General features: G+C 68.7%; 22 protein-coding genes and 1 pseudogene. 13 read left to right on the top strand and 10 right to left on the bottom strand.

The window, feature by feature from the left end:
- Positions 1-245: 245 nt before the first annotated feature.
- The 3 genes from WFQ67_RS20045 (at position 246) to WFQ67_RS20035 (ending at position 2,063) form a co-directional block, all read left to right on the top strand.
- Complete coding sequence (locus WFQ67_RS20045; protein ID WP_285961422.1) at positions 246-755, top strand: ferritin-like domain-containing protein; 510 nt, start codon at positions 246-248, stop codon at positions 753-755.
- A complete protein-coding gene (locus tag WFQ67_RS20040; RefSeq protein ID WP_442969612.1) occupies positions 752-1,036 on the top strand; it encodes a DUF2061 domain-containing protein in 285 nt (94 codons plus the stop codon). Before WFQ67_RS20045 ends, WFQ67_RS20040 begins: the two co-directional genes overlap by 4 nt.
- Before the next feature lie 142 nt (positions 1,037-1,178).
- The gene (locus WFQ67_RS20035; RefSeq protein WP_337057993.1) at positions 1,179-2,063 is read left to right on the top strand and encodes an MBL fold metallo-hydrolase; all 885 of its coding nucleotides are present in this window, start codon (positions 1,179-1,181) and stop codon (positions 2,061-2,063) included.
- Positions 2,064-2,527: 464 nt separating this feature from the next.
- Here WFQ67_RS20035 and WFQ67_RS20030 read toward each other — a convergent pair whose 3' ends face one another.
- Positions 2,528-2,749, bottom strand: a complete 222-nt coding sequence (locus tag WFQ67_RS20030; protein ID WP_213625185.1) for a hypothetical protein — start codon at positions 2,747-2,749, stop codon at positions 2,528-2,530.
- A gap of 85 nt (positions 2,750-2,834) precedes the next feature.
- Positions 2,835-3,131, bottom strand: coding sequence for a general stress protein (locus tag WFQ67_RS20025; protein ID WP_213625184.1), 297 nt, complete (start codon positions 3,129-3,131; stop codon positions 2,835-2,837).
- 282 nt (positions 3,132-3,413) lie between these two features.
- Between WFQ67_RS20025 and WFQ67_RS20020 the strand changes: the two genes are divergently transcribed.
- Entirely contained in the window at positions 3,414-4,190 is a 777-nt protein-coding gene (locus tag WFQ67_RS20020) for an exodeoxyribonuclease III (protein ID WP_337057992.1), read from the top strand.
- A 21-nt stretch (positions 4,191-4,211) separates the two neighbouring features.
- On the opposite strand, the gene WFQ67_RS20015 is transcribed toward WFQ67_RS20020, so the two are convergent.
- The 4 genes from WFQ67_RS20015 to WFQ67_RS20000 all read right to left on the bottom strand — a co-directional run bounded on the left by WFQ67_RS20015 (position 4,212) and on the right by WFQ67_RS20000 (position 7,246).
- Positions 4,212-4,400: a carbon storage regulator gene (locus WFQ67_RS20015; protein ID WP_213625183.1), complete on the bottom strand. Its 189-nt coding sequence runs from the start codon at positions 4,398-4,400 to the stop codon at positions 4,212-4,214.
- Positions 4,401-4,688: 288 nt separating this feature from the next.
- Positions 4,689-4,835 carry a hypothetical protein gene (locus tag WFQ67_RS20010; protein ID WP_337057991.1) on the bottom strand — a complete coding sequence of 49 codons (147 nt, stop codon included), beginning with the start codon at positions 4,833-4,835 and terminating at the stop codon, positions 4,689-4,691.
- Between the two features lie 22 nt (positions 4,836-4,857).
- Positions 4,858-5,823 (bottom strand): class I SAM-dependent methyltransferase, encoded by a 966-nt coding sequence (locus tag WFQ67_RS20005; RefSeq protein ID WP_337057990.1) that lies wholly within the window; start codon positions 5,821-5,823, stop codon positions 4,858-4,860.
- Between the two features lie 10 nt (positions 5,824-5,833).
- Positions 5,834-7,246 (bottom strand): iron-containing redox enzyme family protein, encoded by a 1,413-nt coding sequence (locus WFQ67_RS20000; protein ID WP_337057989.1) that lies wholly within the window; start codon positions 7,244-7,246, stop codon positions 5,834-5,836.
- 195 nt (positions 7,247-7,441) lie between these two features.
- Here WFQ67_RS20000 and WFQ67_RS19995 point away from each other — a divergent pair, with 195 nt between their 5' ends.
- Positions 7,442-8,572 carry a carboxylate-amine ligase gene (locus WFQ67_RS19995; protein ID WP_337057988.1) on the top strand — a complete coding sequence of 377 codons (1,131 nt, stop codon included), beginning with the start codon at positions 7,442-7,444 and terminating at the stop codon, positions 8,570-8,572.
- 152 nt (positions 8,573-8,724) lie between these two features.
- Here the strand turns inward: WFQ67_RS19995 and WFQ67_RS19990 are convergent.
- A pseudogene (locus tag WFQ67_RS19990) lies at positions 8,725-8,880 on the bottom strand (general stress protein); the annotation flags it as partial.
- A 294-nt stretch (positions 8,881-9,174) separates the two neighbouring features.
- On the opposite strand from WFQ67_RS19990, the gene WFQ67_RS19985 reads away from it, so the two are divergent.
- A complete protein-coding gene (locus WFQ67_RS19985) occupies positions 9,175-9,399 on the top strand; it encodes a PLD nuclease N-terminal domain-containing protein (protein WP_173177274.1) in 225 nt (74 codons plus the stop codon).
- A gap of 119 nt (positions 9,400-9,518) precedes the next feature.
- Here WFQ67_RS19985 and WFQ67_RS19980 read toward each other — a convergent pair whose 3' ends face one another.
- Positions 9,519-10,016, bottom strand: a complete 498-nt coding sequence (locus WFQ67_RS19980) for a BRO-N domain-containing protein (RefSeq protein WP_337057987.1) — start codon at positions 10,014-10,016, stop codon at positions 9,519-9,521.
- Positions 10,017-10,388: 372 nt separating this feature from the next.
- Here WFQ67_RS19980 and WFQ67_RS19975 point away from each other — a divergent pair, with 372 nt between their 5' ends.
- Complete coding sequence (locus WFQ67_RS19975) at positions 10,389-10,547, top strand: general stress protein (protein ID WP_213625178.1); 159 nt, start codon at positions 10,389-10,391, stop codon at positions 10,545-10,547.
- Between the two features lie 72 nt (positions 10,548-10,619).
- Here the strand turns inward: WFQ67_RS19975 and WFQ67_RS19970 are convergent, their stop codons facing one another.
- On the bottom strand, positions 10,620-13,193 hold the full coding sequence (locus tag WFQ67_RS19970; RefSeq protein ID WP_337057986.1) for a PAS domain-containing protein: 2,574 nt from the start codon (positions 13,191-13,193) through the stop codon (positions 10,620-10,622).
- A gap of 188 nt (positions 13,194-13,381) precedes the next feature.
- Between WFQ67_RS19970 and WFQ67_RS19965 the strand changes: the two genes are divergently transcribed.
- On the top strand, positions 13,382-13,594 hold the full coding sequence (locus WFQ67_RS19965) for a hypothetical protein (RefSeq protein WP_213625176.1): 213 nt from the start codon (positions 13,382-13,384) through the stop codon (positions 13,592-13,594).
- Positions 13,595-13,607: 13 nt separating this feature from the next.
- Here WFQ67_RS19965 and WFQ67_RS19960 read toward each other — a convergent pair whose 3' ends face one another.
- Positions 13,608-14,654: a sensor domain-containing diguanylate cyclase gene (locus tag WFQ67_RS19960; protein ID WP_337057985.1), complete on the bottom strand. Its 1,047-nt coding sequence runs from the start codon at positions 14,652-14,654 to the stop codon at positions 13,608-13,610.
- A gap of 356 nt (positions 14,655-15,010) precedes the next feature.
- Between WFQ67_RS19960 and WFQ67_RS19955 the strand changes: the two genes are divergently transcribed.
- The 5 genes from WFQ67_RS19955 (at position 15,011) to WFQ67_RS19935 (ending at position 22,384) form a co-directional block, all read left to right on the top strand.
- Positions 15,011-16,582 carry a sugar ABC transporter ATP-binding protein gene (locus WFQ67_RS19955; RefSeq protein ID WP_337057984.1) on the top strand — a complete coding sequence of 524 codons (1,572 nt, stop codon included), beginning with the start codon at positions 15,011-15,013 and terminating at the stop codon, positions 16,580-16,582.
- Positions 16,575-17,600: an ABC transporter permease gene (locus tag WFQ67_RS19950; protein ID WP_442969611.1), complete on the top strand. Its 1,026-nt coding sequence runs from the start codon at positions 16,575-16,577 to the stop codon at positions 17,598-17,600. The genes WFQ67_RS19955 and WFQ67_RS19950 overlap by 8 nt, the downstream gene beginning before the upstream one ends.
- 26 nt (positions 17,601-17,626) lie before the next feature.
- A complete protein-coding gene (locus tag WFQ67_RS19945; protein WP_337057983.1) occupies positions 17,627-18,682 on the top strand; it encodes a substrate-binding domain-containing protein in 1,056 nt (351 codons plus the stop codon).
- A gap of 10 nt (positions 18,683-18,692) precedes the next feature.
- Positions 18,693-19,358: a sulfite oxidase-like oxidoreductase gene (locus tag WFQ67_RS19940; RefSeq protein WP_337057982.1), complete on the top strand. Its 666-nt coding sequence runs from the start codon at positions 18,693-18,695 to the stop codon at positions 19,356-19,358.
- A gap of 641 nt (positions 19,359-19,999) precedes the next feature.
- Positions 20,000-22,384: a TonB-dependent receptor plug domain-containing protein gene (locus WFQ67_RS19935; protein WP_337057981.1), complete on the top strand. Its 2,385-nt coding sequence runs from the start codon at positions 20,000-20,002 to the stop codon at positions 22,382-22,384.
- Positions 22,385-22,409 lie beyond the last annotated feature (25 nt).

Genomic DNA, 22,409 nt, shown 5'->3' with positions numbered 1-22,409 from the left:
CGTATTCCTCCACGGTTGAGCCGGTTCCCTCGGCGTTCTGGAAGGCGTTCCTCGCCCCTTCAGAGGTGATCCGCCGGGTGCATCGAGGGTTCATTGAAAATTCCAAATGGTTATCAAGCGAAGCGTCAGCCGTTTCGTATGGAATAACCGCTTCGCTTGTTTTCCTCGCAAAAAACCTTGAACCGTGGCCGTTCGCCGGGCTTCCCAATGCATATCCCGTCCATCGATCCACCCGGAGAGACGACATGACCGACAAGACCGAGAACCTGCTGAGCTGGCTGCGTGACGCCCATGCGATGGAGCAACAGGCGGAGCAGATGCTGACCGCACAGAAAGGCCGCCTGGAGAACTACCCCAAGCTGCGGACCCGGATCGAGAAACACATCGAGGAAACCCAGGGCCAGAAGGCCCTGCTGGAAGAGGCGCTGCAGCGCCTGGGCTCCGAACCCTCCACGCTCAAGGACATCGGCGGCAAGCTGATGGCGTTCGGGCAGGCGGTGGGCGGCATGGCCGTGAGCGACGAGGTGATCAAGGGGGCCATGGCCGGCTACGTGTTCGAGAACCTGGAGATCGCCACCTACACCGTGCTCATCGCGGCGGCCAAGGCGGTCGGCGATACCGAGACGCAGAAGACCTGCGAGAAGATCCTGCCGCAGGAAGTGGCGATGGCCGAGTGGCTGAAGGAGCACCTGCCCGAACTGACCCAGGCCTTCCTCGACCGCTCCGAAACCCCGGGTGTCGAGGCCAAGCGGTGAGGCCGGCACTGGGCGGGTGCTGTGGAGTGCCCGCCAACCAGCCCCTGGTGAAGACCCTGACCTTCGCGGTGCTGCACTTCTCCATCGCCTTCACGGTGGCCTACCTGCTGACCGGAAGCCTGCTGACCGGCGGGCTCATCGCCCTGATCGAGCCGGCCTGCAACACCGTGGCCTTCTACTTCCACGAGCGCCTGTGGAGCCGACGCGGCGCCCAGCCGGCCCGGGGTTACGGCCACGGCAACCTGATGCGCGCCGTCGAAAGCCCCAGGCGGCGGGAATAGCCATGGGCCGGATGGTGTTTTGCCAGGCCTGGGGGATCACCGGGCGGTCCCGGGTGCCCCTCTGCCCGATCGCTATCGAGTCGGGCTGAGGGGCGCGCGGCCTGATCCTGGTGGCCAGCCACCCCACTCCAAGGAGCCCACCATGCTCGTCCATCACCTCAGCTGCGGCTGCATGTGCCCTCTCGGGGGCGCCCTGTTCGACGGTTTCAGCAAAGGCGCCACGGCGTGCCTGGTCTGCCACTGCCTGCTGATCGAGACCGCCAGGGAGGGCCTCGTGCTGGTGGACACCGGCTTCGGCCGGCGCGACCTGTCGCGCTCCGCCAGTCGCATCAGCCCGTTCTTCCGCACGCTGAACAACATCCGGTTCGACGAACGCCTGAGCGCCCTGACGCAGATCGAGCAGCTCGGCTACCGCGCCGAGGATGTGCGCCACATCGTGCTCACCCACCTCGATTTCGATCATGCCGGCGGCCTGGGTGATTTCCCCGACGCCACGGTGCACCTGCTGGCCGAGGAAAAGGCCCATGCCGAGGCACCCGGGGGCGGCTTCATCAATCGTCGCCGCTACATCGACCGCCACTGGCAGGGCGTCCGCCACTGGCAGCCCTACGCGGCGCAGGGCGAAAGCTGGAAGGGCTTCGCGGCGGTCAAGGCACTGATCGGTTGCGAAGCGGAGGACATCTACCTGGTGCCGCTGCGCGGCCATACGCTGGGCCACGCCGGGGTCGCGGTCGCCGTCCCCGGTGGCTGGTTGCTACACGCCGGTGACGCCTATTTCTACCGTGGCGAGATCGGTTGCTCGCAGCGCCATTGCACCCCCGGGCTGCGCGTCTACCAGTGGATGATGGAAGCGGACGCCCACGCGCGCGCCGCCAACCAGCAGCGTCTGCGCCAGGCGGCGCTGACTCAGCCCGACCTGCGCATCTTCTGCAGCCATGACGCCCAGGAATTCGCCCGCCTCAGCGGGCGCTCCGTGCTGGCCGACGGCACCGTCATCGGGAACGCAGCTGCCATGGGGAATCCGTAGGAGCGAATTCATTCGCGATGGGGCGTCTGGTCACTCGTGACCTTGTGCTTGCGGCGGATGTTTCGCGGCTGAAGCCGCTCCCACAGGGCCCGGGGAGAGGGCGTGCAGCGCCGTGTTGGGCCTCGCTGCGCTCGGCGCCAACCGACGGGTGACGGTGCACGCGGAACTCCCATCCAGCACCATCACCCCCGCGAACGCGGGGGCCCACTGAACGCAGCGGCTATTGGGTGCCCGTGGGAGCGAATTCATTCGCGATGGGGTATCAGGCCACTCGTAGCCTTGTGCTTGCGGCGGATGTTTCGCGGCTGAAGCCGCTCCCACAGGGCCCGGGGAGAGGGCGTGCAGCGCTGTGTTGGGCCTCGCTGCGCTTGGCGCCAACCTACGGGGTGACGGTGGATGCACAACCTCCAACCCGACCCCGTCACCCCCGCGAACGCGGGGGGCCACTGAACACACGCGGGCGTTCAGGGCTGCTGGTAATGGCCGGGCGTGGTGCCCGCTTCGTGCTCGCGGGTGATCTTGCTGACCTGCACGTCGCTGATATCGACGGGGTCGCAATCCCCGTGCCGCGCCAGCAGGTACTCGCGGGCGGATTCCACGCTCATGCGCGTATCGCTGGAGCGCACCTCGTGGTGCATCGGCTCGTTCCGGAGCAGGTAGCTGATGAGGAAAAGGGGGGCGCTCATGGCGTGCCTCCAGGGTCGGCGCGTGTCGGGCGGGTTCGCATCGGAGCGGGGCCCGCCGGTTGGCGGGCCCCCGTTGCGGCCTGGGTCAGCTACGACCGCCTTGGCTGTTCTGCCCACCCTTGCGTCCGGCCTCGGAGGCCTTCTCGGGGTCGTTGGCAAAATTGCCGCCGCTGTTCTGGCCGCCCTTGCGGCCGGCTTCGGAGGCTTTCTCGCGGTCATTGGCGAAGTTGCCGCCGCTGTTCTGCCCACCCTTGTGCCCGGCTTCGGCTGCGCGTTCCGGGTCGTTGGCGATATTGCCCCCACTGTTCTGGCCACCCTTGCGGCCGGCTTCGGAAGCTTTCTCGCGATCGTTGGCGAAGTTGCCGGGGTTGTCGTTGCTCATGGTCGTTCTCCTTCCTGTTCGGGGCCGGAATGGCCCCGCTGAATTGAGAAGGCGGGCGTGCGGGAATCGTTCGACCTGATTGGCGCTTCGCTAAGCGATTGAAAGATAAACGGTATTTTTTGGTATGACGCCGATATCAAGACCCTGGACGCTCGTTGCACAAGAAGCGAACTCGGCCCGTGGCTCGGCTTCGCGCCGTGCATCGGACCTGAACATCCCGGGGCGCTTGCGCCTCTACATGAATGATGGCGGCACCCCCGCATTCAGCCCGGAGGCCCGATCATGCTGCGCATCGCCACCTTCAACATCAACGGCATCCGCTCCCGCCTGCCCGCGCTGCTGGCCTGGTTGCAACGGGAGGCGCCCGACATCGTCTGCCTGCAGGAGCTCAAGGCCGTCGACCGCAATTTCCCCGTCGAAGCGCTCGCCGAGGCCGGCTATGGCGCGATCTGGAAAGGCCAGCCCTCCTGGAACGGCGTCGCCATCCTGGCCAGGGGCATGACGCCCCTGGAGATCCGCCGTGAGCTCCCCGGGGACCCGGCCGACAGCCAGAGCCGTTACCTGGAGGCGGCGGTCCGGGGGGTGGTGGTCGCCTGCCTCTACCTGCCCAACGGCAACCCGCAGCCGGGGCCGAAGTTCGACTACAAGCTGGCCTGGTTCGAACGCCTGATCCGCCACGCCCGGGGCCTGCTCGACAGCGGGCACCCGGTCGTGCTCGCGGGCGATTTCAATGTGGTCCCCACCGACGCCGACATCTACAACCCGCGCTCGTGGCGCAAGGACGCCCTGCTGCAGCCGGAGAGCCGCGCCTGTTTCCAGCGCCTGCTCGACCAGGGCTGGACGGACGCCCTGAAACGCCTCTACCCGGAAGGCAGCCCCTTCACCTTCTGGGACTACTTCCGCCAGCACTGGCAGCGGGACTCGGGGTTGCGCATCGACCACCTGCTGCTCAGCCCCGCCCTGGTCGAGCGCCTGGAAGGCGGCGGCGTGGACCGCTGGGTGCGCGGCGAGGAGCACGCCAGCGACCATGCGCCAGCGTGGATCAGCCTGGCCGACTGACTGGCGGAAGGCCGGCTGCGCTCAGGTGGCCTCCTCGCCAGGCCGCTGGCCGGCCTGGATGCGCCGGTAGATCTCCTCGCGATGCACCGGCACCTCGCGCGGGGCGGAGATCGCCAGCTTCACCGAGAAGCCGCGGATCTCGGTGACGGTGATCACCACATCGCTGCCGATGTGGAATTTCTGGTCCTGCTCGCACGTGATGATGCGCATCTGGCAGTCCTCTCGGGGGCTCGGCGGACCGGTGAAGGGCTGGCGCTCGTTCATCCCCGGGCACCCGGGCCGAAGGCCGGCGCCGCCCGCTCGGGCAGCGCGGTGGGCGAGCCCGCGTGTTCCCCGGAGGCGGGGAGGGGGCGATGGGTGGCGGCGCAGGGCCGTCGCTCCGGCGTCGGTTCCCCGTATCCGTGGGCGGGTTGGGTCGGCAAGGGCATCGGCATCGTCTGGGCTCCATGGTCGGGCAGGGGCGTCCCGGGGGGCGCCGGCTTCAGGTGGCCTTCGTCTTCACTCGGGGTCGCCCGAGCCGTCGTCGCCCTGGATGTCCGGGTCGTCCGGCTGCACTTCGGGTTCGCCCTCGGGCAGCCGCTCCACGGCGGAACCCGGGTCTTCGTTGCCGGGGTCGTTGATCAGGTCGTCGTCATCGTCTTGCATGGTGGAATCCTCTCGTCAGGGTTCAGTCGTGGGCTGGGCGCGTCGCCTCCAGCACCACGGCGGCGATGCGGTCGGCGCGGGCGTAGGCCGGGTTGTCCAGTTCCTCGCCGAACACGTCCGGGTCCATCTCCCGGTAGCGCCAGGTCCAGGCGTGGCCATCGAGCAGCGGCTGGAAGGCATCGCGGAAGGGGTCGGCACCGCCGAACATCGCCACGCCGGTGTAGAGCAGCAGGGAGCCGCCGGGGGCGAGGCGTTGCAGTGCGGCCTCGATGATCGCCAGGGACAGGCCGGCGCCGTGCTCGCCGCCGCCGTGGCGGTAGGCGCGGCCGGCCGGGTCGAGCATGTAGGGCGGGTTGGCGATGATCAGGTCGAGCGGCCCCTCCACCTGGTGCAGCAGGTTGCTGTGGCGTGCGACCAGGTTGTCCGCGCCGGCGAGCCGTGCGTTGACGGCGGTGAAGGCCAGCGCGCGGTCGTTGATGTCCAGGGCCAGCACCTGGGCCCGCGGCCTGGCGAGAGCCGCGAGCACGGCGCCCGGGCCGGCGCCGCTGCCGATGTCGGCGATGCGCCTCAGCGGGCGGGCGTCGCGGGCCAGGTGCTGGTGCAGGGCCTGGGCGAAGCGGTAGGTGTCGGGGCCGAAGAACACTGCATCGGCGTCCACGGTGGGGTAGCGCGAGTGCACGAAGAGCTGGCCGTCGAGGCTGGACCAGCGGATGCGGCTCGACCACAGCTCGCCTCGTGCTTCGACTGCGCAGGCTTCGCGCAGCAGGGCGAACACCTCCTCGCCGACCACCTCCTGGCGGAAGGGGCGGCTCCAGCCGAAGACGTCCTCCAGGGTGCGTGCCTCGGCGTTGCCCGGCCGCGCATTGACCCGCTGGTGGGAGAGCGGGGTGAGGGTGGTGAAGCGGTAGCCGCGACCGGCCAGCAGGCGGCCCAGGCGCAGCAGCGGGTGGTCGGCCGCGATGTCGAGGTGATCCAGGGGGGCAGGCACGGCGTGCTCCTCAGCGGGTCATGGCGGAGAACAGGCGGGTGGCCAGCAGCCCGGCCGGCGTCCAGTGGATGGCCGGGCCCAGCAGTTCGATCAGCCGCGCTTCGTGGCGGGCCTCGTCGAGTTGCTGCAGCTCGTCCAGCAGATGGCGCTGCTCCGAGTTCTCCAGGGGTTGCAGCGAAGGCCGCTGGTGCTCCTGGCTGGGCATGTGCGGCTGCCGGTGGCGGCTGCGGAACACGCCGTTGCGCGACAGCGGCGCGGTGCCGGGGCGCTCCCAGGTGCCGGCGATCCAGTCGTGCAGCAATTGCTGCTCGTAGGCGGAGAACACGCCGAACATCGCGGCGCGCTCGCCCTGCACCAGTTGCCAGAAGCGGCTTTCGGCCGGGTCCTGGTGGCGGCGTATCCAGCCGCGACGTTGCAGGGCGGCGAGGAAGCCGGCGATGCCTTCGTCGGCGGCCAGCCACTGGTTCACCGTGCGCCCTTCGATGCGGCAGTAGTCGGAGTGCACCTGCCCGGCGACTCCGCGCTTGCGTTCGAACATCTCCAGCAGCTCGCGCTCCAGGTCGAAGTCGGCGATCACCGCGCGGGAGCCCTTGCCCAGCTCGTTGAGGCGATAACCGAGGGTGACGCGGCGATAGAAGTCCTCGGCATCGGTTATCAGCGGGAGGTTGTCCAGCACCGCCTGCACGGCCTTGTGCGCATGGCCCGTGGCGCTGTTGTCGATGGTGACGTGGAGCTGGAAGTAATAGGGATCGATGTCCAGCTCGTCGAGTTCGAAGGCGCTGATCAACAGGTGCAGCGGCAGCTGTTCGTAGCCGAGGTTGTAGCCGATCACCTCCGGCAGGAACTCCTCCGCCAGCGCCCCGAGCGCCAGCTGGGTGGTGCCCTGCAGGTAGTGTTCGTCGTCCAGCCCGGCGAGGTCGTCGCAGCCCTGGCTGGCCAGCAGGCGGCGGTACAGCAGCACGTGGTTCTGCGCGGCGACGCCATCGCCCAGCTCTTCGAGGAAGGTACGCACCAGCGGCGTGAAGCGGGTGTCGCGCCAGTGGCGCAGGGTGCCGTGGAGCCAGGCACCGTCCACCAGCTTGGTGGGGGCGACGCCGCGAAGGAAATACAGCGCGTGGGAGCGGTCGCCGAAGTAGCGGCGGCCCGCGCCATGGCGGCGCTCCTCCAGGTAGGTGGCGTACTGGTGGGTGACCTCGGCCGCGTTGCGGCGTGACCAGGCCGAAAGGTCCTCGGGCGAGGCCGGCAGGTCGCAGGGCAGGGCGGCCGCCTGGCGCAGTTGCTCCTGCAGGAAGGCACGGGCCTCGTCCAGGCTCTGCGCCGGCCGCTGCAGCAACTCCTGGTACAGGTGCTGGGCGGGGCCGAGCGGGGCCATCGGCAGGGGCACATCGGCCTGCGTGGTATCGACGGGGCTGAGGACGGACATCGGCAGTATCTCCAGGACGGGCATGACTTCGCGAAGCGGGCGCATCGCTGCTCTCGTGCGGGCGCTTGCGCACCTCTTGGTTGTGAGGGGCGTGCGGCGGAAAAGATTCCGACTTAATTCGCCTGGCGAAACGACTGGAACCGGGCGGGCGCTGTGGGCGTCCTCATGGGGTGCATAGCTGACGGAGAAGGCTCGATGACTGACGGTCCGCCCAATGGTTTCGGGATAGAAGAGGAGTATTTCGTCGTCGACCTGGAGACGCGCGAGCTGGCCCGGGGCCCGTTGCAGCCCTATGTCGAGGCCTGCCGGCAGGCGCTCGGCGCGCAACTGGCCACGGAAATGTTCACCACCCAGATCGAGATCGCCACGCCGGTGCTGCACGGCCTGGAGGAGGCGCGCGGCTGCCTGGCCCGGGCACGCGCCACCCTCGATGCGCTGGGCCGCCCCCATGGGCTGGGCATCCTCGCGGTCGGCACCCATCCGCTGGGTGGCTGGCGCCAGCAGCAGGGCAGCGCCTCGCCCCGCTACCAGGAGTTGTTCGAGGACTACCAACTGGTGGCCAGGCGCAGCCTGCTGTCGGGGCTGCACGTGCACGTGGGCATCGCCGAGGGGCTGGACCGCATCCGCGTGATGAACCGCGTGACGCCCTGGCTGCCGTTGCTGCTGGTGCTCGGCGCCTCCTCGCCGTTCTGGGAGGGGCGTCCCTCCGGGCTGCTCAGCTACCGCCAGGCGGCCTGCGGGGAATGGCCGCGCATGGGCATTCCCGAGCATTTCGAGGACGAGGCCGCCTACGCCGCCTACCGGCGGCTGCTGCGGGAGGCCGGGCTGGTTCGCGATGAGGCCGACGTCTGGTGGACGCTGCGGCCCTCGGCCCGCTACCCGACCCTGGAACTGCGCATCGCCGATGCCTGCCCGAGGCTCGATGACGTGCTGTGCATCGCCGGCCTGTTCCGCGCCATGGTGGCCTTCGCCTCCAGCGGCGAGGAACCGGCCTGGGTGCGCGACCCGCTCACCCGGCTGATCACCCGCGAGAACCATTGGCAGGCCATGCGCCATGGCCGTCACGGCCGCTTCCTCGATCCACTCACCCGTGCCGCGACCGGCCTGCGTGAATGGCTGGAACAGGTGCTCGGGCTCATCGGCCCCGAGGCGCAGGCGGCCGGTGATGGCGCGGCGCTGGAGCGGGCACGCTGGCTGGCGGAGGCGGGCAGTGGGGCGGAGTTCCAGCTCGGCTTCCAGGCGCGGCGATGCGCCGAGGGGCGGGGAGAGCGCGAGGCGCTGGTGGACCTGGTGGATGAGTTGCTGCAACAGACGAGGGCGGGCTGAATGCGGCCCGGGCTCCGCTCAGGCGGGGCCCCGGCGGGGGGGGGAGGGCGCGGGGCGGGGGGGGCGGGGGTGGATTTGTTGCACAACCCCCCGGGGCCGGCTTAACGCGCCCCGGGGCCCCGCCGGCGCGCCCCCCGGGCCCGTACTACGGATTACGAGCTACGACCACCGCCGTGGCTCTTCTGGCCGCCCTTGCGGCCCGCCTCGGAAGCGCGCTCGCGGTCGTTGGCGAAATTGCCGCCGCTGTTCTGCCCGCCCTTGCGGCCGGCTTCGGAGGCTTTTTCACGGTCGTTGCTGAAGTTGCCAGGGTTCTTGTTGCTCATGGTTCTACTCCTTGGGTGGCAGGCCGGGGTTGGCCTTACCTGAGTTCTGAGCGGGGCCGGCGGAAATTGTTCGACTCGCTTCGCGCTTCGCTAACTCACTGATCGACAAGCGGTTTTTCTGATGGCTGGGCGATGGCGCGGTGATGTGCGGAGGATGTCGCGGGCGCCCGGGATGGGTCGATTTCCTGAACCTGCAGGCGGATGGGCCTTCCAAACGGGTATGTGGATGGCACGGCGTTGCCTCCGACCGCTCACCGATCCACGACGGAGGACCCTCTCATGTCAGAACCCTTTTCCTATTTCTGGATCGCCATGGCGGCGATCCTGATCCTGCTGGACCTGTGGGCCATCATCAGCGTCTTCCGCAGCGACAAGACCGTGGGCACCAAGGCCCTGTGGGCGCTGGGCATCTCGATCTTCCCCATACTCGGCCTGGTCTACTGGGGCATCGCCGGGCCTCGCGGCGTGGTCAGCGGACCCTCGTCGCCGGAGCACAGCAAGTAGCCGGAATTCCACCCGCTCGGCGATGAGCCGAGCCGGGTGCGTCACCTTCACCTCCTTATCCACCCCGGGCACTCCACTTGGCCCGCGGTGGACTTTTTTGGTGGCGTCCGTGCTGGCAATCAGCGCATCCGCATCCGGCTCGGCTCGTCGCTCAACGCGGGGTGATCGTGGGCGGCGAGGAACACCGGCAGGTCACGCCGGGCGATCCACAGGTCGCCCTGCCACTTGAGCACGTTCACCTGCTGGTTGGTCCAGGTCATGCGGGCGCGTAGCGGGGTGGCATCCGGGTCGCGGTAGCGGTCGTACAGGGTCGGCAACACCTCCTCGCTGAGCCAACGGCTGATGCAGCGGTGCTCGGGGTGGTTGAAGCGATACAGCAGGCGGTAGGCGCCGGCTTCACTGATGGCCAGCACCTCCTCGCTGTTGCCGCTGGCGTGGAGCAGCACGACGGCGCGGCGCTGATGCGGGTCGACCAGACGGACCATGCGATAAGGGCGCAGGGCGCCGATCAGCCGGGCGAAATCGTGGGCGACCAGCCAGGGCTGATTGTCGACCATCAGGGTGCGCAACTGGTGGTTGTGCCGCTGGAAAACGATGGGGATGCGTGCGTCATGCATGGTGGAACTCCTGGGCATATTAAGGAGCTGCCGCCATCCGCTGTCAGTCGAAAGGGCGGCAGACCGCGCGGGGTTGACAGACCGGGCCCAGAGAACCGGCAGACCACGAGGATCTCCCCGCGCGGTCTGCCATATGACAGGCCGCTTCAAACCGCCCGCGTGAGGATGCCTGCAAAACGTCTGCCGTCAAACGCATGCACCTTCCAATACCCACCGTCGGGCAGGAGTTTTGGCCTGATATCGCCTTCCCATCAGAATTACCGTTTATCCATCAATGGCTTAGCGAAGCGGAAATCAGGGCGAACTGTTCGCGGCAGGCTCCATCAGAACTCATGAAGGCCAATTCCGGCCGTTCACAGAAGGAGACATTCCATGACTTCCAACAAGAACCCCGGCAACTTCGCCAACGACCGCGAGAAAGCATCCGAAGCGGGCCGCAAGGGTGGTCAGAGCAACGCTGGTGCTCCCGCCAGTGATCGGCAGAAGGCTTCCGATACGGGCCGCAAGGGTGGACAGCAAGGCCGTAGCTGACGTGGCAGAGGGGGCCCGTTGCGGCGGGTCCTCGCTCTCCTCACCTGTCGCCGGCCTGGTTTGGCGGCAGGCTCAACCCTTTCCGACCAGTTGCGCCACGCGCTCGGCCAGTTCCGCGCGGCGGAAGGGCTTGGCCAGTACCTCGATGCCTTCCGTCTGCGCAGGGGTGAGGTTCGAGTAGCCGGTGATGACCAGCACCGGCAGCGCAGGGGCACGCTGGCGCAGGTCGTCCACCAGCTGTGCGCCGGTACGGCCCGGCATCAGGTGGTCGGTGACCAGGATGTCCGGCTCCAGGCCGTCGTCCAGCAGGCGCAGCGCGGTGCTGGCCGAGTCGGCCTCGGTGACCCGGTAGCCCAGGTCGCGCAACTGCAGGGCGGTGGTATGGCGGACCATTTCCTCATCGTCCACCAGCAGCACATGGGTCGGCCGGGGCGCCTGGGGTTCCTCCACGGGAGCGGCTTCCTCGTCCTCCGCCCGGGTATGGCTGAGCGGCAACCAGATGGTCACCCGCGTGCCGTTGCCCAGCGTCGAGTCGATGCCGATGCCGCCACCCGACTGCGCCGCCAGGCCCTGGACCATGGACAGGCCGAGGCCCGTGCCCTTGCCCACGCCCTTGGTGGAGAAGAAGGGTTCCAGGCAGCGCCCGAGCACGTCCGCGCTCATGCCGCTGCCGTTGTCCTCCACGCTCAGGCTCACGTACTGCCCGGCGGGCACGCCGCTCACCTGGCCCTCGGCGAGGTCGTCCCGCGTGGCTCTGATCACCAGCCCGCCACGGCCGTTCATGGCGTCGCGGGCGTTGACGGCGAGGTTGAGGATGGCGAGTTCGAGCTGGTGCGGGTCGACCGTCACCGCCGGCAGCCGCTCGGGAATGTCCAGCGCCACGTCGATCATCGGCCCCAGCGAGCGCTCCAGCAGGTCGCGCATGTCCTCCACCAGGGTGCGCAAGGCCACCGCCTGGGGCTTGAGGGTCTGCCGGCGGGCGAAGGTCAGCAGCCGCCCGACCAGGATGCGCGCGCGGTCCGCCGCCTGCAGCGCGCCGTCGATGAGGCTGCGGCTGCGGTCGTCGTCCAGGCGCCGGCGGATCAGCTCCAGGGAGGCCATGATCGGCGTCAGCAGGTTGTTGAAGTCGTGGGCGATGCCGCCGGTGAGCTGGCCGATGGTTTCCATCTTGCGGGCTTCGTGCAGCTGCGCCAGCGCCGCTTCACGCTGCGCGACCATGGCGGCGACACGCGCCTCCAGGCCCTCGTTCAGTTCCCGCAACTGGGTTTCGGCATGCACGCGCGAACTGATGTCCATGCACACGCAGAGCATGCCGTTGACGCGGCCGTGCTCGTCCACCAGCGGGGTGATCTGGCTGTGCACCCAGGCGGGTCGGCCGTCGGGGCGCCGGTAACGCTCGGTCAGCTCGACCGGCGAGCCGGCCTCCAGGGCGCGCTGGTGGAGGATCGACGAGGGGCCGTTGGGGTGGGTGATGTCCTGCTGGCGCAAGCCGAGCAGGGCCTCGCGTGGCCGGCCGACGATCTGACAGTAGCGGTCGTTGACGCGGGTGAAGTTCCAGTTGCGGTCGTACACGGCGATGCCCGCGCTGGCCTGATCGAACATCGCCGACAGCTGTGCCGAACTGGCATGCAGGGCGCGTTCGGCGCGCAGGTGGTTGATCAGCACCCAGGCCAGCTTGGCGGCTTCCTCGACCAGCCGTTGCTCAGGCTCCGAGAAGGCGTGGGGGCGGTCGTGGTGGATCGCCAGCACGGCTTCCAGCTGGCCGTGGCGCATCACCGGCACATGCAGCGTGGCGGCCAGGCCCAGCTCCAGGGCCAGCGCCGTTTCGCCGGACGCGAGGCCGGTTTCCTGGCGGATGTCCTCACGCGCGACGCTGTCGCCCGCCTGCAGGGAGGCCAGCAGCGAGGCGCCGAAATTGCGGTAGCGGTGGTGGCCGGCCGCGGAGCGTGCGCCGTTCAGGTATTCCTGGCGCACGCTGAAGGTCTGGCCGTCGCTGTTGTCCTCGCCGAACAGCACCCGGGCCGCGCCCAGTTCTTCGCCGAGCCGGCGCGCCGTGGTGGCGGCGATCTGCTCCGGGTCGCTGATGGAGGGCAGCGTCTGGCCGAGTTCGAGGAGAAAGGCCTGGCGCCGCTCGAAGCGCACGCGCTCGGTGGTCTCGCTGACGATGCACAGCACGCCACCCACCGAGCCGTCGGCCTCGCGCACCGCCGAGTAGGACACGTCGAAATACACCGTCTCGCCCAGGCCGTGGCGCTCGATGTAGAAGGGGCGGTCCTTGGCCGCGAAAGTCTCGCCGGTCTCCAGCACGCCGCGCAGCAGGGGGCCGAGGTCGTCCCACAGCTCGCTCCAGTTTTCCCGCGCCGGTCGCCCCAGGGCGCGTGGGTGCTTGGCGCCGATGCTCGGGGCATAGGCGTCGTTGTACAGCGCCACGAACTCGGGCCCCCAGAACAGCACGATCTGCGCCTGGGCAGGCAGCACCATGGCCATCAGCGTCTTCAGCGCGGGCGACCAGTCTGGTGGCGGGCCGAGGAAGGCCGGATCGAAGTCGCCCTTCTTCAGGCGGGCGCCGATGTCGCCGCCGTTGTGCAGAAAACCGAGGATTCCGGGTGAGGAGGCGTTGCGTTCGGTGTCGTCAAACGATGGCATGGTCTCGGTCATGTTCTGCGCTGGGTCGGTTCAACAACTATGAGCGGCAAAGCTGCCCGGTGTTCCCTTGACCTGGCTTGCCGCCGCGCGCCGATAGAAGAAAGCAGGCCCTCAGGTCGACGACAAGGGGGAGGGCGGGATATTTCGACTGGTCTAATCTTTTCACTCTGCAGCCGAGGACGAGACCGATGGAAGACATTCGCCACACCGCCGTGAACGATGCCCTGTGGGTGGCCCTGGAGGCCGTGCTGGCCGCGGCCCTGGAGGCGGGGCTGGATCGCGAGCAACTGCTCCGCGCGGCCAAGCGCGAGGCCGCCACCGGGTTGAGCGCCAATGCCGTGCAGGCACCGGAGTTCATCGAACTGGCGGTGCTGCGCCGGCATATCGGCCCGAAGATCTGAGCGGAGCCCGCTTTTAGTGGCGGGTGAGCGTGGTGTCGCGCTTGCGCTGTTGCTTGATGCGGTACATCTCGCGGTCCGCACGGCGTATGGCCTCCTCGGCGTCGATGCCGTGCGGTAGCAACGCCACCACGCCCACGCTGGCGCCGGCGTAGTCGAGCCGCCCCTGCCCGCCGCCCATGTCGTAGTGGCCGAGGGTCGCACCGGCCAGGCGCTGCTGCAGGTGCTCGGCGGCGCGGAGCATCTCGCTCGCCAGGTCCAGTTGCTCGGAGCGCGGGCCCAGGGCGACGACGATGAACTCGTCGCCCCCGGTTCGGCCCAGCATGTCGCTGGTGCGCAGGCTGCCTTGCAGCTTCCTGGCCACCAGGGCGAGGAACAGGTCCCCCGCCTGGTGGCCGTGGGTGTCGTTGATCGCCTTGAAACCGTCGAGGTCGACCACGCCCACCAGCAGGTAGCGCTCCTCGCGCTGGGCCAGCGCCAGCAGGCGCGGGATCTCGGCGAGGATGGCGCGGCGGTTCCACAGCCCGGTCAGCGCGTCGGTCAGGGCCAGCCTGGCGAGCTCTGCGTTGCTGCTCTGCAACTGCTCGACGAGCATCTCCCGCTCCAGGGAAATGCTCAGCAGCCCGGACAGCAGCATCAGCGTCGGCTGCACCTCCGGCGCATGCTCGATCTGGTTGGAGCTGGCGGCGCAGATGGTCCCCAGGAGACGGCCGTCGCGCGCTCGCAGCGGCGCGCTGGCATAGGTGCGGATGCCCAGCGCCCTGGCCGCGTCCGAATCCCCCCAGCACTCGGACACGTCGTTCGAGAAGAGGCGGTTCTCGGTCAGCGCTCGTTTGCAGAGGGTGTCGTCCCAGGGCACTGAAAGCCCCTCGGGTATCTCCATCTCCCCGGTGTTGCGGGCGAACTCCACACGCTGGGTGCCGGCGTCGAGGTCGATGGTGGTGAGGTAGGTCGATTCCATGCCGGTGACGCGGCTGAGGAGCGTCAGCAACGGACGGGTCAATTGCTCGACCGTCCTGGCTTCTGGAACGGTTTCAGAAAGAAGAGACAGTAGGTTTTCCATGCTGAACTTCACTGGCGCATGACGGCGAGAATTGTTGCTCAACCTCCTTCCCGGTGAGTAGCTCCGTGATGTCGCGGTCTTCGATTATGCAGATTAGTCGACTTTTTCTGCGGCTTCGCTTGGCTGCGACCAACGACAGAACCCGGTCTCGCGGTGGGCTTCGTACCTCAACCCAACCTACGGGTTACTTCGGTTCCTGCCGATGCTTCGGCCACCGGCGCGCCTCTTATATCCATATGCGAATCGGTTATTTATTTTTCGGCTAATTGGTTATTTAGGCTATATGCGATCAACGAGGCGGTGCCGCTGAAAGCGCCGCCCCTGATGCATTCCTTCCGTTGCCTGCCGAGATCTCCATGACCGCTTCGATAGCCGCCCGCCCTGATGCCTTGGCCAGTGCCCTGGTCAGTGCCCGGGCGCTGGGCAAGTCGTTCGGCACCAGCCCCGTGCTCCAGGGCATCGACCTCGACCTGTTTCCCGGGGAAGTGGTGGCGCTGCTGGGGGCCAATGGTGCCGGCAAGTCGACCCTGGTCAAGGTGCTCGCCGGCAGCCATGGCCACGACGCCGGCGAGTTGCGGGTGCAGGACAGGGCGGTGTGCTTCGCCTCCCCCCAGGCGGCGCGCCGTGCCGGGATCGTCGCCGTGCACCAGCACGTGGACGATGCGGTGGTGCCGGGCCTAAGCGTGGCGGAGAACCTGGTGCTGGACGAACTCTGCCAGCCCGGCAACGGCGTCTGGGCCGGGCGGGGGCGGTTGCGTGAGCGCGCCGCGCACATCGCCGCCGGGCTCGATCTGCACCTGCCGCTGGATGTATCCATCGAATCGCTGGGCACCGCCGAGCGGCAACTGGTGGTGCTGGCCCGCGCCCTGGCGCTGGAGCCGCGCCTGCTGATCCTCGACGAGCCGACCGCGTCGCTGTCGGCCAGCGAGGCCGAGCGCCTGTTCGCATTGATCGACCGCCTGCGCCAACGCGGCGTGGCGATCCTCTACATCTCCCATCGCCTGTCCGACCTGCAGCGCATCGCCGACCGCGCCATCGTCCTGCGCGATGGGCGCCTGGCCGGCGAGTTCGCCGCGCCGCTGGACCTTGCCGCCGCCGTGGTGGCGATGCTCGGCTCGGCCCTGGCGGCGGTCACGCTGGAGCGCCACGCCCCCGGCCGCGAGGTGCTGGCGGTGCGGGGTTGCCGGCTCGATGCGCGCGGCGCGCCCTTCGACCTCAGCCTGCACGAAGGCGAGGTGGTCGCGCTCACCGGCCTGCTCGGTGCCGGCAAGAGCGAGATCGCCGAACTGCTGTTCGGCCTGCGCCGAGCCGCTGCCGGACGCATCACCCTCGACGGCCGGCCCTGGGCGCCGGCCTCGCCACGCCAGGCCATCGCCGGTGGCGTGTTCATGGCCACCGAGGACCGCACGCGCGGTTCCCTGGTGCCGGGCTTCTCCCTGGCGCGCACCCTGACCCTGCCGTTTCTCGCGCGCTTCAGCCGCGCCGGGTTCATCGACCGCCGCGCCGAACGCGACGCGGTGCAGGCCCAGGTGCAGGCGCTGGGCATCAAGTGCGCGGGCATCGAGGTGCCCATGGACACGCTCTCCGGCGGCAACCAGCAGAAGGTGGTGCTGGCCCGCTGGCTGCTCGGCGAGGGCCGTGTGCTGATCCTCGACGAGCCTTTCCAGGGCGTGGACATCCGCGCCCGCCGCGAGATCGGTGCGCGCATCCGCGCCAGCGCCGCCGGCCGCGCCACCCTGGTGATCTGCACCGACCCCGACGAGGCGCTGGAGATCGCCGACCGCATCCTGGTGGTGCGCGATGGCGCCGTGGTCGGCGGCCACACCAACGACGGCCTGCAACGCGCCGACCTGGTGGCGCAGCTGGCCGGCGTCCCCGCGCAATCCCTTCCCGACTACCCGCATCGCCAAGGAGCCGCGCGTGCCTGAATCCTCTTCGCCCTCGACCTTCACCCCGCCCCTGGGGGCGACGCTGCTGCGCCTGGCGATCCACTACGGCCTGTTGCTGCTGCTGGGGCTGATCCTGGTGCTGTTCGCCGTGCTGGAGCCGGCGTTCCTGCGGGTGGGCAACCTGTTCATCATCCTGCAGTCGGTGTCCATCGTCGCGCTGCTGGCCCTGGGCGTGACCCTGACCATGGCGGTGGGCGGGCTGGACCTGTCCATCGGCGCGGTGGCGGCCATGAGCCTGATGTGCGCCAGCTACGTGATGGTGGTGCTCGGCTGGGGGCCGCTGCCGGCGGTGGCCATCAGCCTGGCCTGCGGCGCGCTGGTAGGGTTGCTCAACGGCTTTCTCATCGTGCGTCTGGGGGTGCCGGACATCCTCGCCACCCTCGGCAGCATGTTTCTGGTCATCGGCCTGCAACTGATCCCCACCGGCGGCCGCTCCATCGCCGTCGGCATGACCCTGCCCAACGGCGATGAGGCCGCAGGCAGCTTCAGCGCTGCCTTCCTCGCCCTTGGCCGCGCGCGCCTGTGGGACACGGTGCCGGTGCCCGTGGTCGTGATGCTGGTGGTGGCACTGCTGGTGTGGGCCTTCCTCGAACGCACGCGCTTCGGCCGGGTGTTCTACGCCATCGGCGGCAACGAGCGGGCGGCGCGCCTGGCCGGTGCCCCGGTGGAGCGCTACAAGCTGCTGGCCTACGTGCTTTCCGCCTCGCTGGCCTCACTCGGCGGGCTGCTGCTGGCGGCGCGCCTGGGGCGTGGCGACGTCAGCTCCGGCAACGGCCTGGTGCTCGACGCCCTGGGCGCCGCACTGATCGGCTTCGCCGTGCTCGGCGCGCGCAAGCCCAACGCCTTCGGCACCCTGGTCGGCGCCTTGCTGGTGGCGACCCTGCTCAACGGCCTGACCATGCTCAACGCGCCTTACTACGCCCAGGACTTCGTCAAGGGCACGGTGCTGGTGCTGGCGCTGATGTTCACCTTCGGCCTCGCCCAACGCGCGCGCTGAACCCTCTTCAGAAAAAGGAACCCGACATGCCTGCATTGATCACTCGCGCCCTGCGTCGCCTCGCGGCCGGCGCCCTGGCCCTGTCCCTCGCCTCCGGCGCCAGCGCCGCCGGCATCGAGGGTGCCCCGGCCCCCTTCGACAAGGGCGGCGTGCGCATCGCCCTGGTCGGCTACCTGTTCTCCGGCGACTTCCCCGAGGCCTACCTGCGCGGAGTGGAGAAGCAGTCCAGGGCCCTGGGCGTCGACCTGCGCCTGTTCGATGCCCGCCAGCAGGCGGCGACCCAGCGCGAGCAGCTGGAGCAGGCCATCGACCTGGGCGTGGATGGCATCATCGTCCAGCTCGGCCTGGCGGAAACCCTCAAGGACACCGTCGACAAGGCCGTGGCCAAGGGCATCAAGGTGGTGGCCTTCGACGTCGAACTGGGCAACCCCGGCGTGACCCAGATCGAGCAGGACCACCACGCCCTGGCGCAGCTGGCCCTGGACCAGGCGCTGAAGGACAACGGCAACGCCTTCCAGGCCGGCTACGTGTTCATCGGCGGCTTCACGCCCATGGAGCGTCGCGACGAGATCTGGCGCCAGGTCAAGGCGGCCAACCCCGGCATCGTCGAGAAGGCCCGCTTCGGCACCCTCAACCCGCCCATCGCCAACTCGGTGGCGGACCAGGCCAGCGCCGTACTGCGCGCCAACCCCGGCCTGCAGGTGATCTTCGCGCCCTTCGACGAGTTCGCCAAAGGCGCCAAGATCGCCGTCGACGAAGCCGGCCTGGGCGAGCAGGTGAAGATCTACAGCGCCGACATCTCCACCGCCGACATCCAGATCATGAAGGAGCCGGGCAGCGCCTGGGCCGCCACCGCCGCGGTGAACCCGGAAGTGGCCGGCGCCATCAGCGTGCGCACCCTGGCCCAGCGCATCGCCGGGGAGGAGACCGGCCCCCGCGTGCAGGTGCCCGCCACCCTGATCACCCGCCAGCAGCTGCTGGACCTGGACGTGAAGAACGTGCGCGACCTGGCGCAGAAGCTGCCGGCCTTCGGCGAGGCGGCCAGCGTCGCCCGCTCGCCGTGGATTCCCCTGGCCGACTGAGGCGACCGACATGCACGACAAGGCATCGCGGTTGCGCAAGGCGAGGGCGGTGAAGAACGACCCGGCCCACGGCACGCGCCTGCCGCCGGGGCAGGTGCTCACCGAGCGCTTCCCCATCCTTCACGAGGGCGAGGTGCCCCGGTACGTGTTGGCCGACTGGTCGCTGCGCCTGCATGGCGCGCTGTCCAAACCCCTGGAGCTGCGCTTCGACGACCTGTTGCAGCTGCCGCAGCGCGAAGTGCGCTGTGACATCCATTGCGTTACCCGCTGGTCGAAGTTCGACACCCGCTGGCGCGGCGTGCACCTGGGCGACCTGCTGCAGGTCCACGGCATCGCGCCGCAGGGCGCCTTCGTCATGGCCCACGCCGACACGGACTACCAGACCAACCTCGCCCTGGCCGACCTGCTGCATCCCGACAGCCTGCTGGCGCTGGCCTACGACGACCAGCCGCTGACGCCCCAGCACGGCTGGCCGCTGCGCCTGCTGGTGGCCGGGCGCTACTTCTGGAAGAGCGCCAAGTGGCTGCGCGCCCTGGAGTTCACCACCGAGGAGGCGCCGGGCTTCTGGGAGCGCAATGGCTTCCACCTGCACGCCGACCCCTTCCTCGAACAGCGCTTCTCCGGCGAGGCGCTGGACATCCCCGAGGACGAGTGGCAACGCAAGGCGTACGACTGAACGACGCAGGCCAGCGGAGTAAGCCCCCCGCAGGGTGGACCGGTGAAGCGTGGTCCACCCTGCACCCGGCAATGCACCGCGCCGTGGCCGAGCTTTGCGTAGGGGACGTCGCTTTTCACGTCCACCAGCGAAGGTGGGCTCAACTTCCAGCACCCCTTATTGAAACGTGCTCTTCCGCGCCCACGAAACTTGCCAAGCAAAGTTCCATTAATTGTCAGGTTCAATAACCAGGAACTGAACTTGAACTGTATTTCCAGTGCTGCTCCAGCAACATCTATTGCTGATTTAGCAGCAACTTTCTTGATTCCGCTTATAAGCCGGCTGCGCGATATAACCTAAGTGTTATTCGTTATTTTGCCCGCCCGGCGGGCTCGTCTAGGATCGGCCTCCAGGACACCCCATCAGGCATGGATGCCGCTCTAGAACGAGATACCAGGCCACCTCGCAAAGAGGCAGGACCCGGTCGGCACTGCCCCCGTTGCACGACGAATCAGAACTTGCCGCCGCTGTTAAGCGGGCGCTTCCGTTCAACTTCGCGATGGCAACTTGAAGACCATTTAAAACAGCATCCATCTGTCGGGACGGCAACTTCCAGGGGTTGGCCAACTGCCCGTCAAAAGTGCGACCAAGGAGTAATTCGCATGCATCGCCGTTCCTTCCCCTTGTTGGGCGCCGCCGTGCTCACGGCATTGGCGCAAGCCCCCGCACACGCCCAGGAAGCCACCAGCAGCGCCGACGATTCGACCCGCCTCGGCACCGTGCTGGTCACCGGTACCCGCGCCAAGAACCGCACCGTGCTCGATTCGCCCGTGCCGGTGGACGTGCTCACCGCCGAGGACCTGAAGTCCACCGGCGCGGTCAACGGCGAACTGGGCCAGGCCCTACAGACGCTGCTGCCGTCCTTCAGCCTGCCGCGCCAGTCCAACTCCGGTGGCGCCGACCACGTGCGTGCGGCCCAGCTGCGCGGCATGAGCCCGGACCAGGTGCTGGTGCTGGTCAACGGCAAGCGCCGCCACACCTCGGCGCTGGTCAACGATTCCTCGAAGATCGGCCGTGGTACCGCCCCGGTGGACTTCAACTCCATTCCCATCAGCGCGGTGAAACGCATCGAAGTGCTGCGTGACGGCGCCGGCGCCCAGTACGGCTCCGATGCCATCGCTGGGGTGATCAACATCATCCTCGACGACGCCCCCGAAGGCGGCGAGGTCTCCACCACCTATGGCGCCTACCACACCCACCAGAGCGCCATCCACGAGACCACCACCGACGGCCAGAACAGCGCCACCACGGCCAAGATCGGCACGCGCCTGGGTGAGGACGGCTTCATCCGCGGCGGCGCCGAATACAAGGACCGCAACCCCACCAACCGCGCCGGCTTCGACGGCTTCGCCGACACCCCCGGCCAGCGCAACTACGTGATGGGCGACGGCGACGCCCGCGACATCAACACCTGGTTCAACGGCAAGCTGCCCCTGGGCGACATCGAGGCCTACACCTTCGGCACCTACAACCACCGCACTACCACCGGTGCCGAGTTCTACCGCTACCCCAGCGAGCAGCCGGCGTTCTACCCCAACGGCTTCCTGCCGCAGTCCCTCGGCACCAACCAGGACCTGTCCCTCACCGGCGGCTTCAAGGGCCTGATAGGCGAGGACTGGGACTACGATGCCAGCCTCACCCACGGCCGCAACCTGTTCGAATCCGCCACCAAGCGCACCCTCAACGCCTCCCTCGGCGCCGCGTCGCCGACCCGCTTCGACACCGGCGAGTACGAGCTGCGCCAGACCGTAGGCAACCTCGACTTCACCCGCGAGCTGAGCCTGCTGGGCACGTCCTTCGCCCTGGCCCTGGGCGGCGAGTACCGCTACGAGAACTACCTGACCCGCGCCGGCGACGAGGCCTCCTACGTCGGCACCGGCGCCGACGGTGCCAGCGGCCTGCGCCCCAGCGAGGAAGTTGACCTGGACCGCAACGTGTTCGGCACCTACGCCGAGCTCTCGGGCGACCTTACCGACCGCCTGTTCGTCGACGCCGCCACCCGCTGGGAGCGCTACGACGACGCCGGCAGCAAGCTCACCGGCAAGCTCAGCGGCCGTTACCGCCTGACCGATGCCGTGGCCCTGCGCGGTGCCGTGTCCAACAACTTCCGCGCGCCGTCGCTGGCCCAGGTGGGCTTCCAGCACACCACCAGCAACTTCGGCACCGGCGGCACCCTCACCGACATCCGCGTGCTCTCGGTCAACGACCCCATCGCCCGTGCCCTGGGCGCCGAGGACCTGGACCCGGAAACCTCGAAGAACTTCAGCATCGGCCTCACCGCCCAGCTGAGCGAACGCTTCGACCTGTCGTTCGATGTGTTCCGCATCGACGTGAAGGACCGCATCACCCTGTCCCAGCGTATCGGCAGCGACGCCCTGGAGCAGTACGTGCTGGACAACTTCGGCGTGGCCGGGGTGCATGACGTCAACTTCTTCACCAACGCCGCCGACACCCGCACCGATGGCGCCGAGCTGGTGCTCAACTACCACCAGCCCTTCGCCGACGGCCAACTGGGGGTGACCACCGCCTACACCTACAACCACACCAAGGTCACCGCCACCAAGGGCACGCCGTCGCAGCTGGCTGCCCTGGGCATCGGCAACGACGCGCTGGTGGGCGTGGAGGAGCGCAACACCCTCACCGACGCCGCACCGCGTGATCGCTTCGTCCTCTCCACCACCTGGAGCAACGCCAACTGGAGCCTGCTGGGCCGCCTCACCCGCCAGGGCGAGACCACCCGCGTGTTCGACTTCGGCACCTCGCAGCCGGAGCAGACCTACGACGCCGTGTGGCAGCTGGATGCCGAGGTGCAATACACGTTCACCCCGCAGTTCAGCGTCGCCCTGGGCGGCAACAACCTCACCGACCAGTACCCGGAGCGTTCCAGCTCGGAGATCAACTACGGCGGAAACCTGCCGTACGACGTGCTCTCGCCGGTCGGCTCCAACGGCGCGTACTACTACGCCCGCGCCACCTACGGCTTCTGACCGAGCTGGCCGCCCACCCGGGCGG

It is taken from the genome of Pseudomonas sp. USHLN015 (assembly GCF_037153275.1).
Taxonomy (GTDB): domain Bacteria; phylum Pseudomonadota; class Gammaproteobacteria; order Pseudomonadales; family Pseudomonadaceae; genus Metapseudomonas; species Metapseudomonas tohonis.
This window is presented reverse-complemented; position numbering and strand designations above follow the sequence as displayed.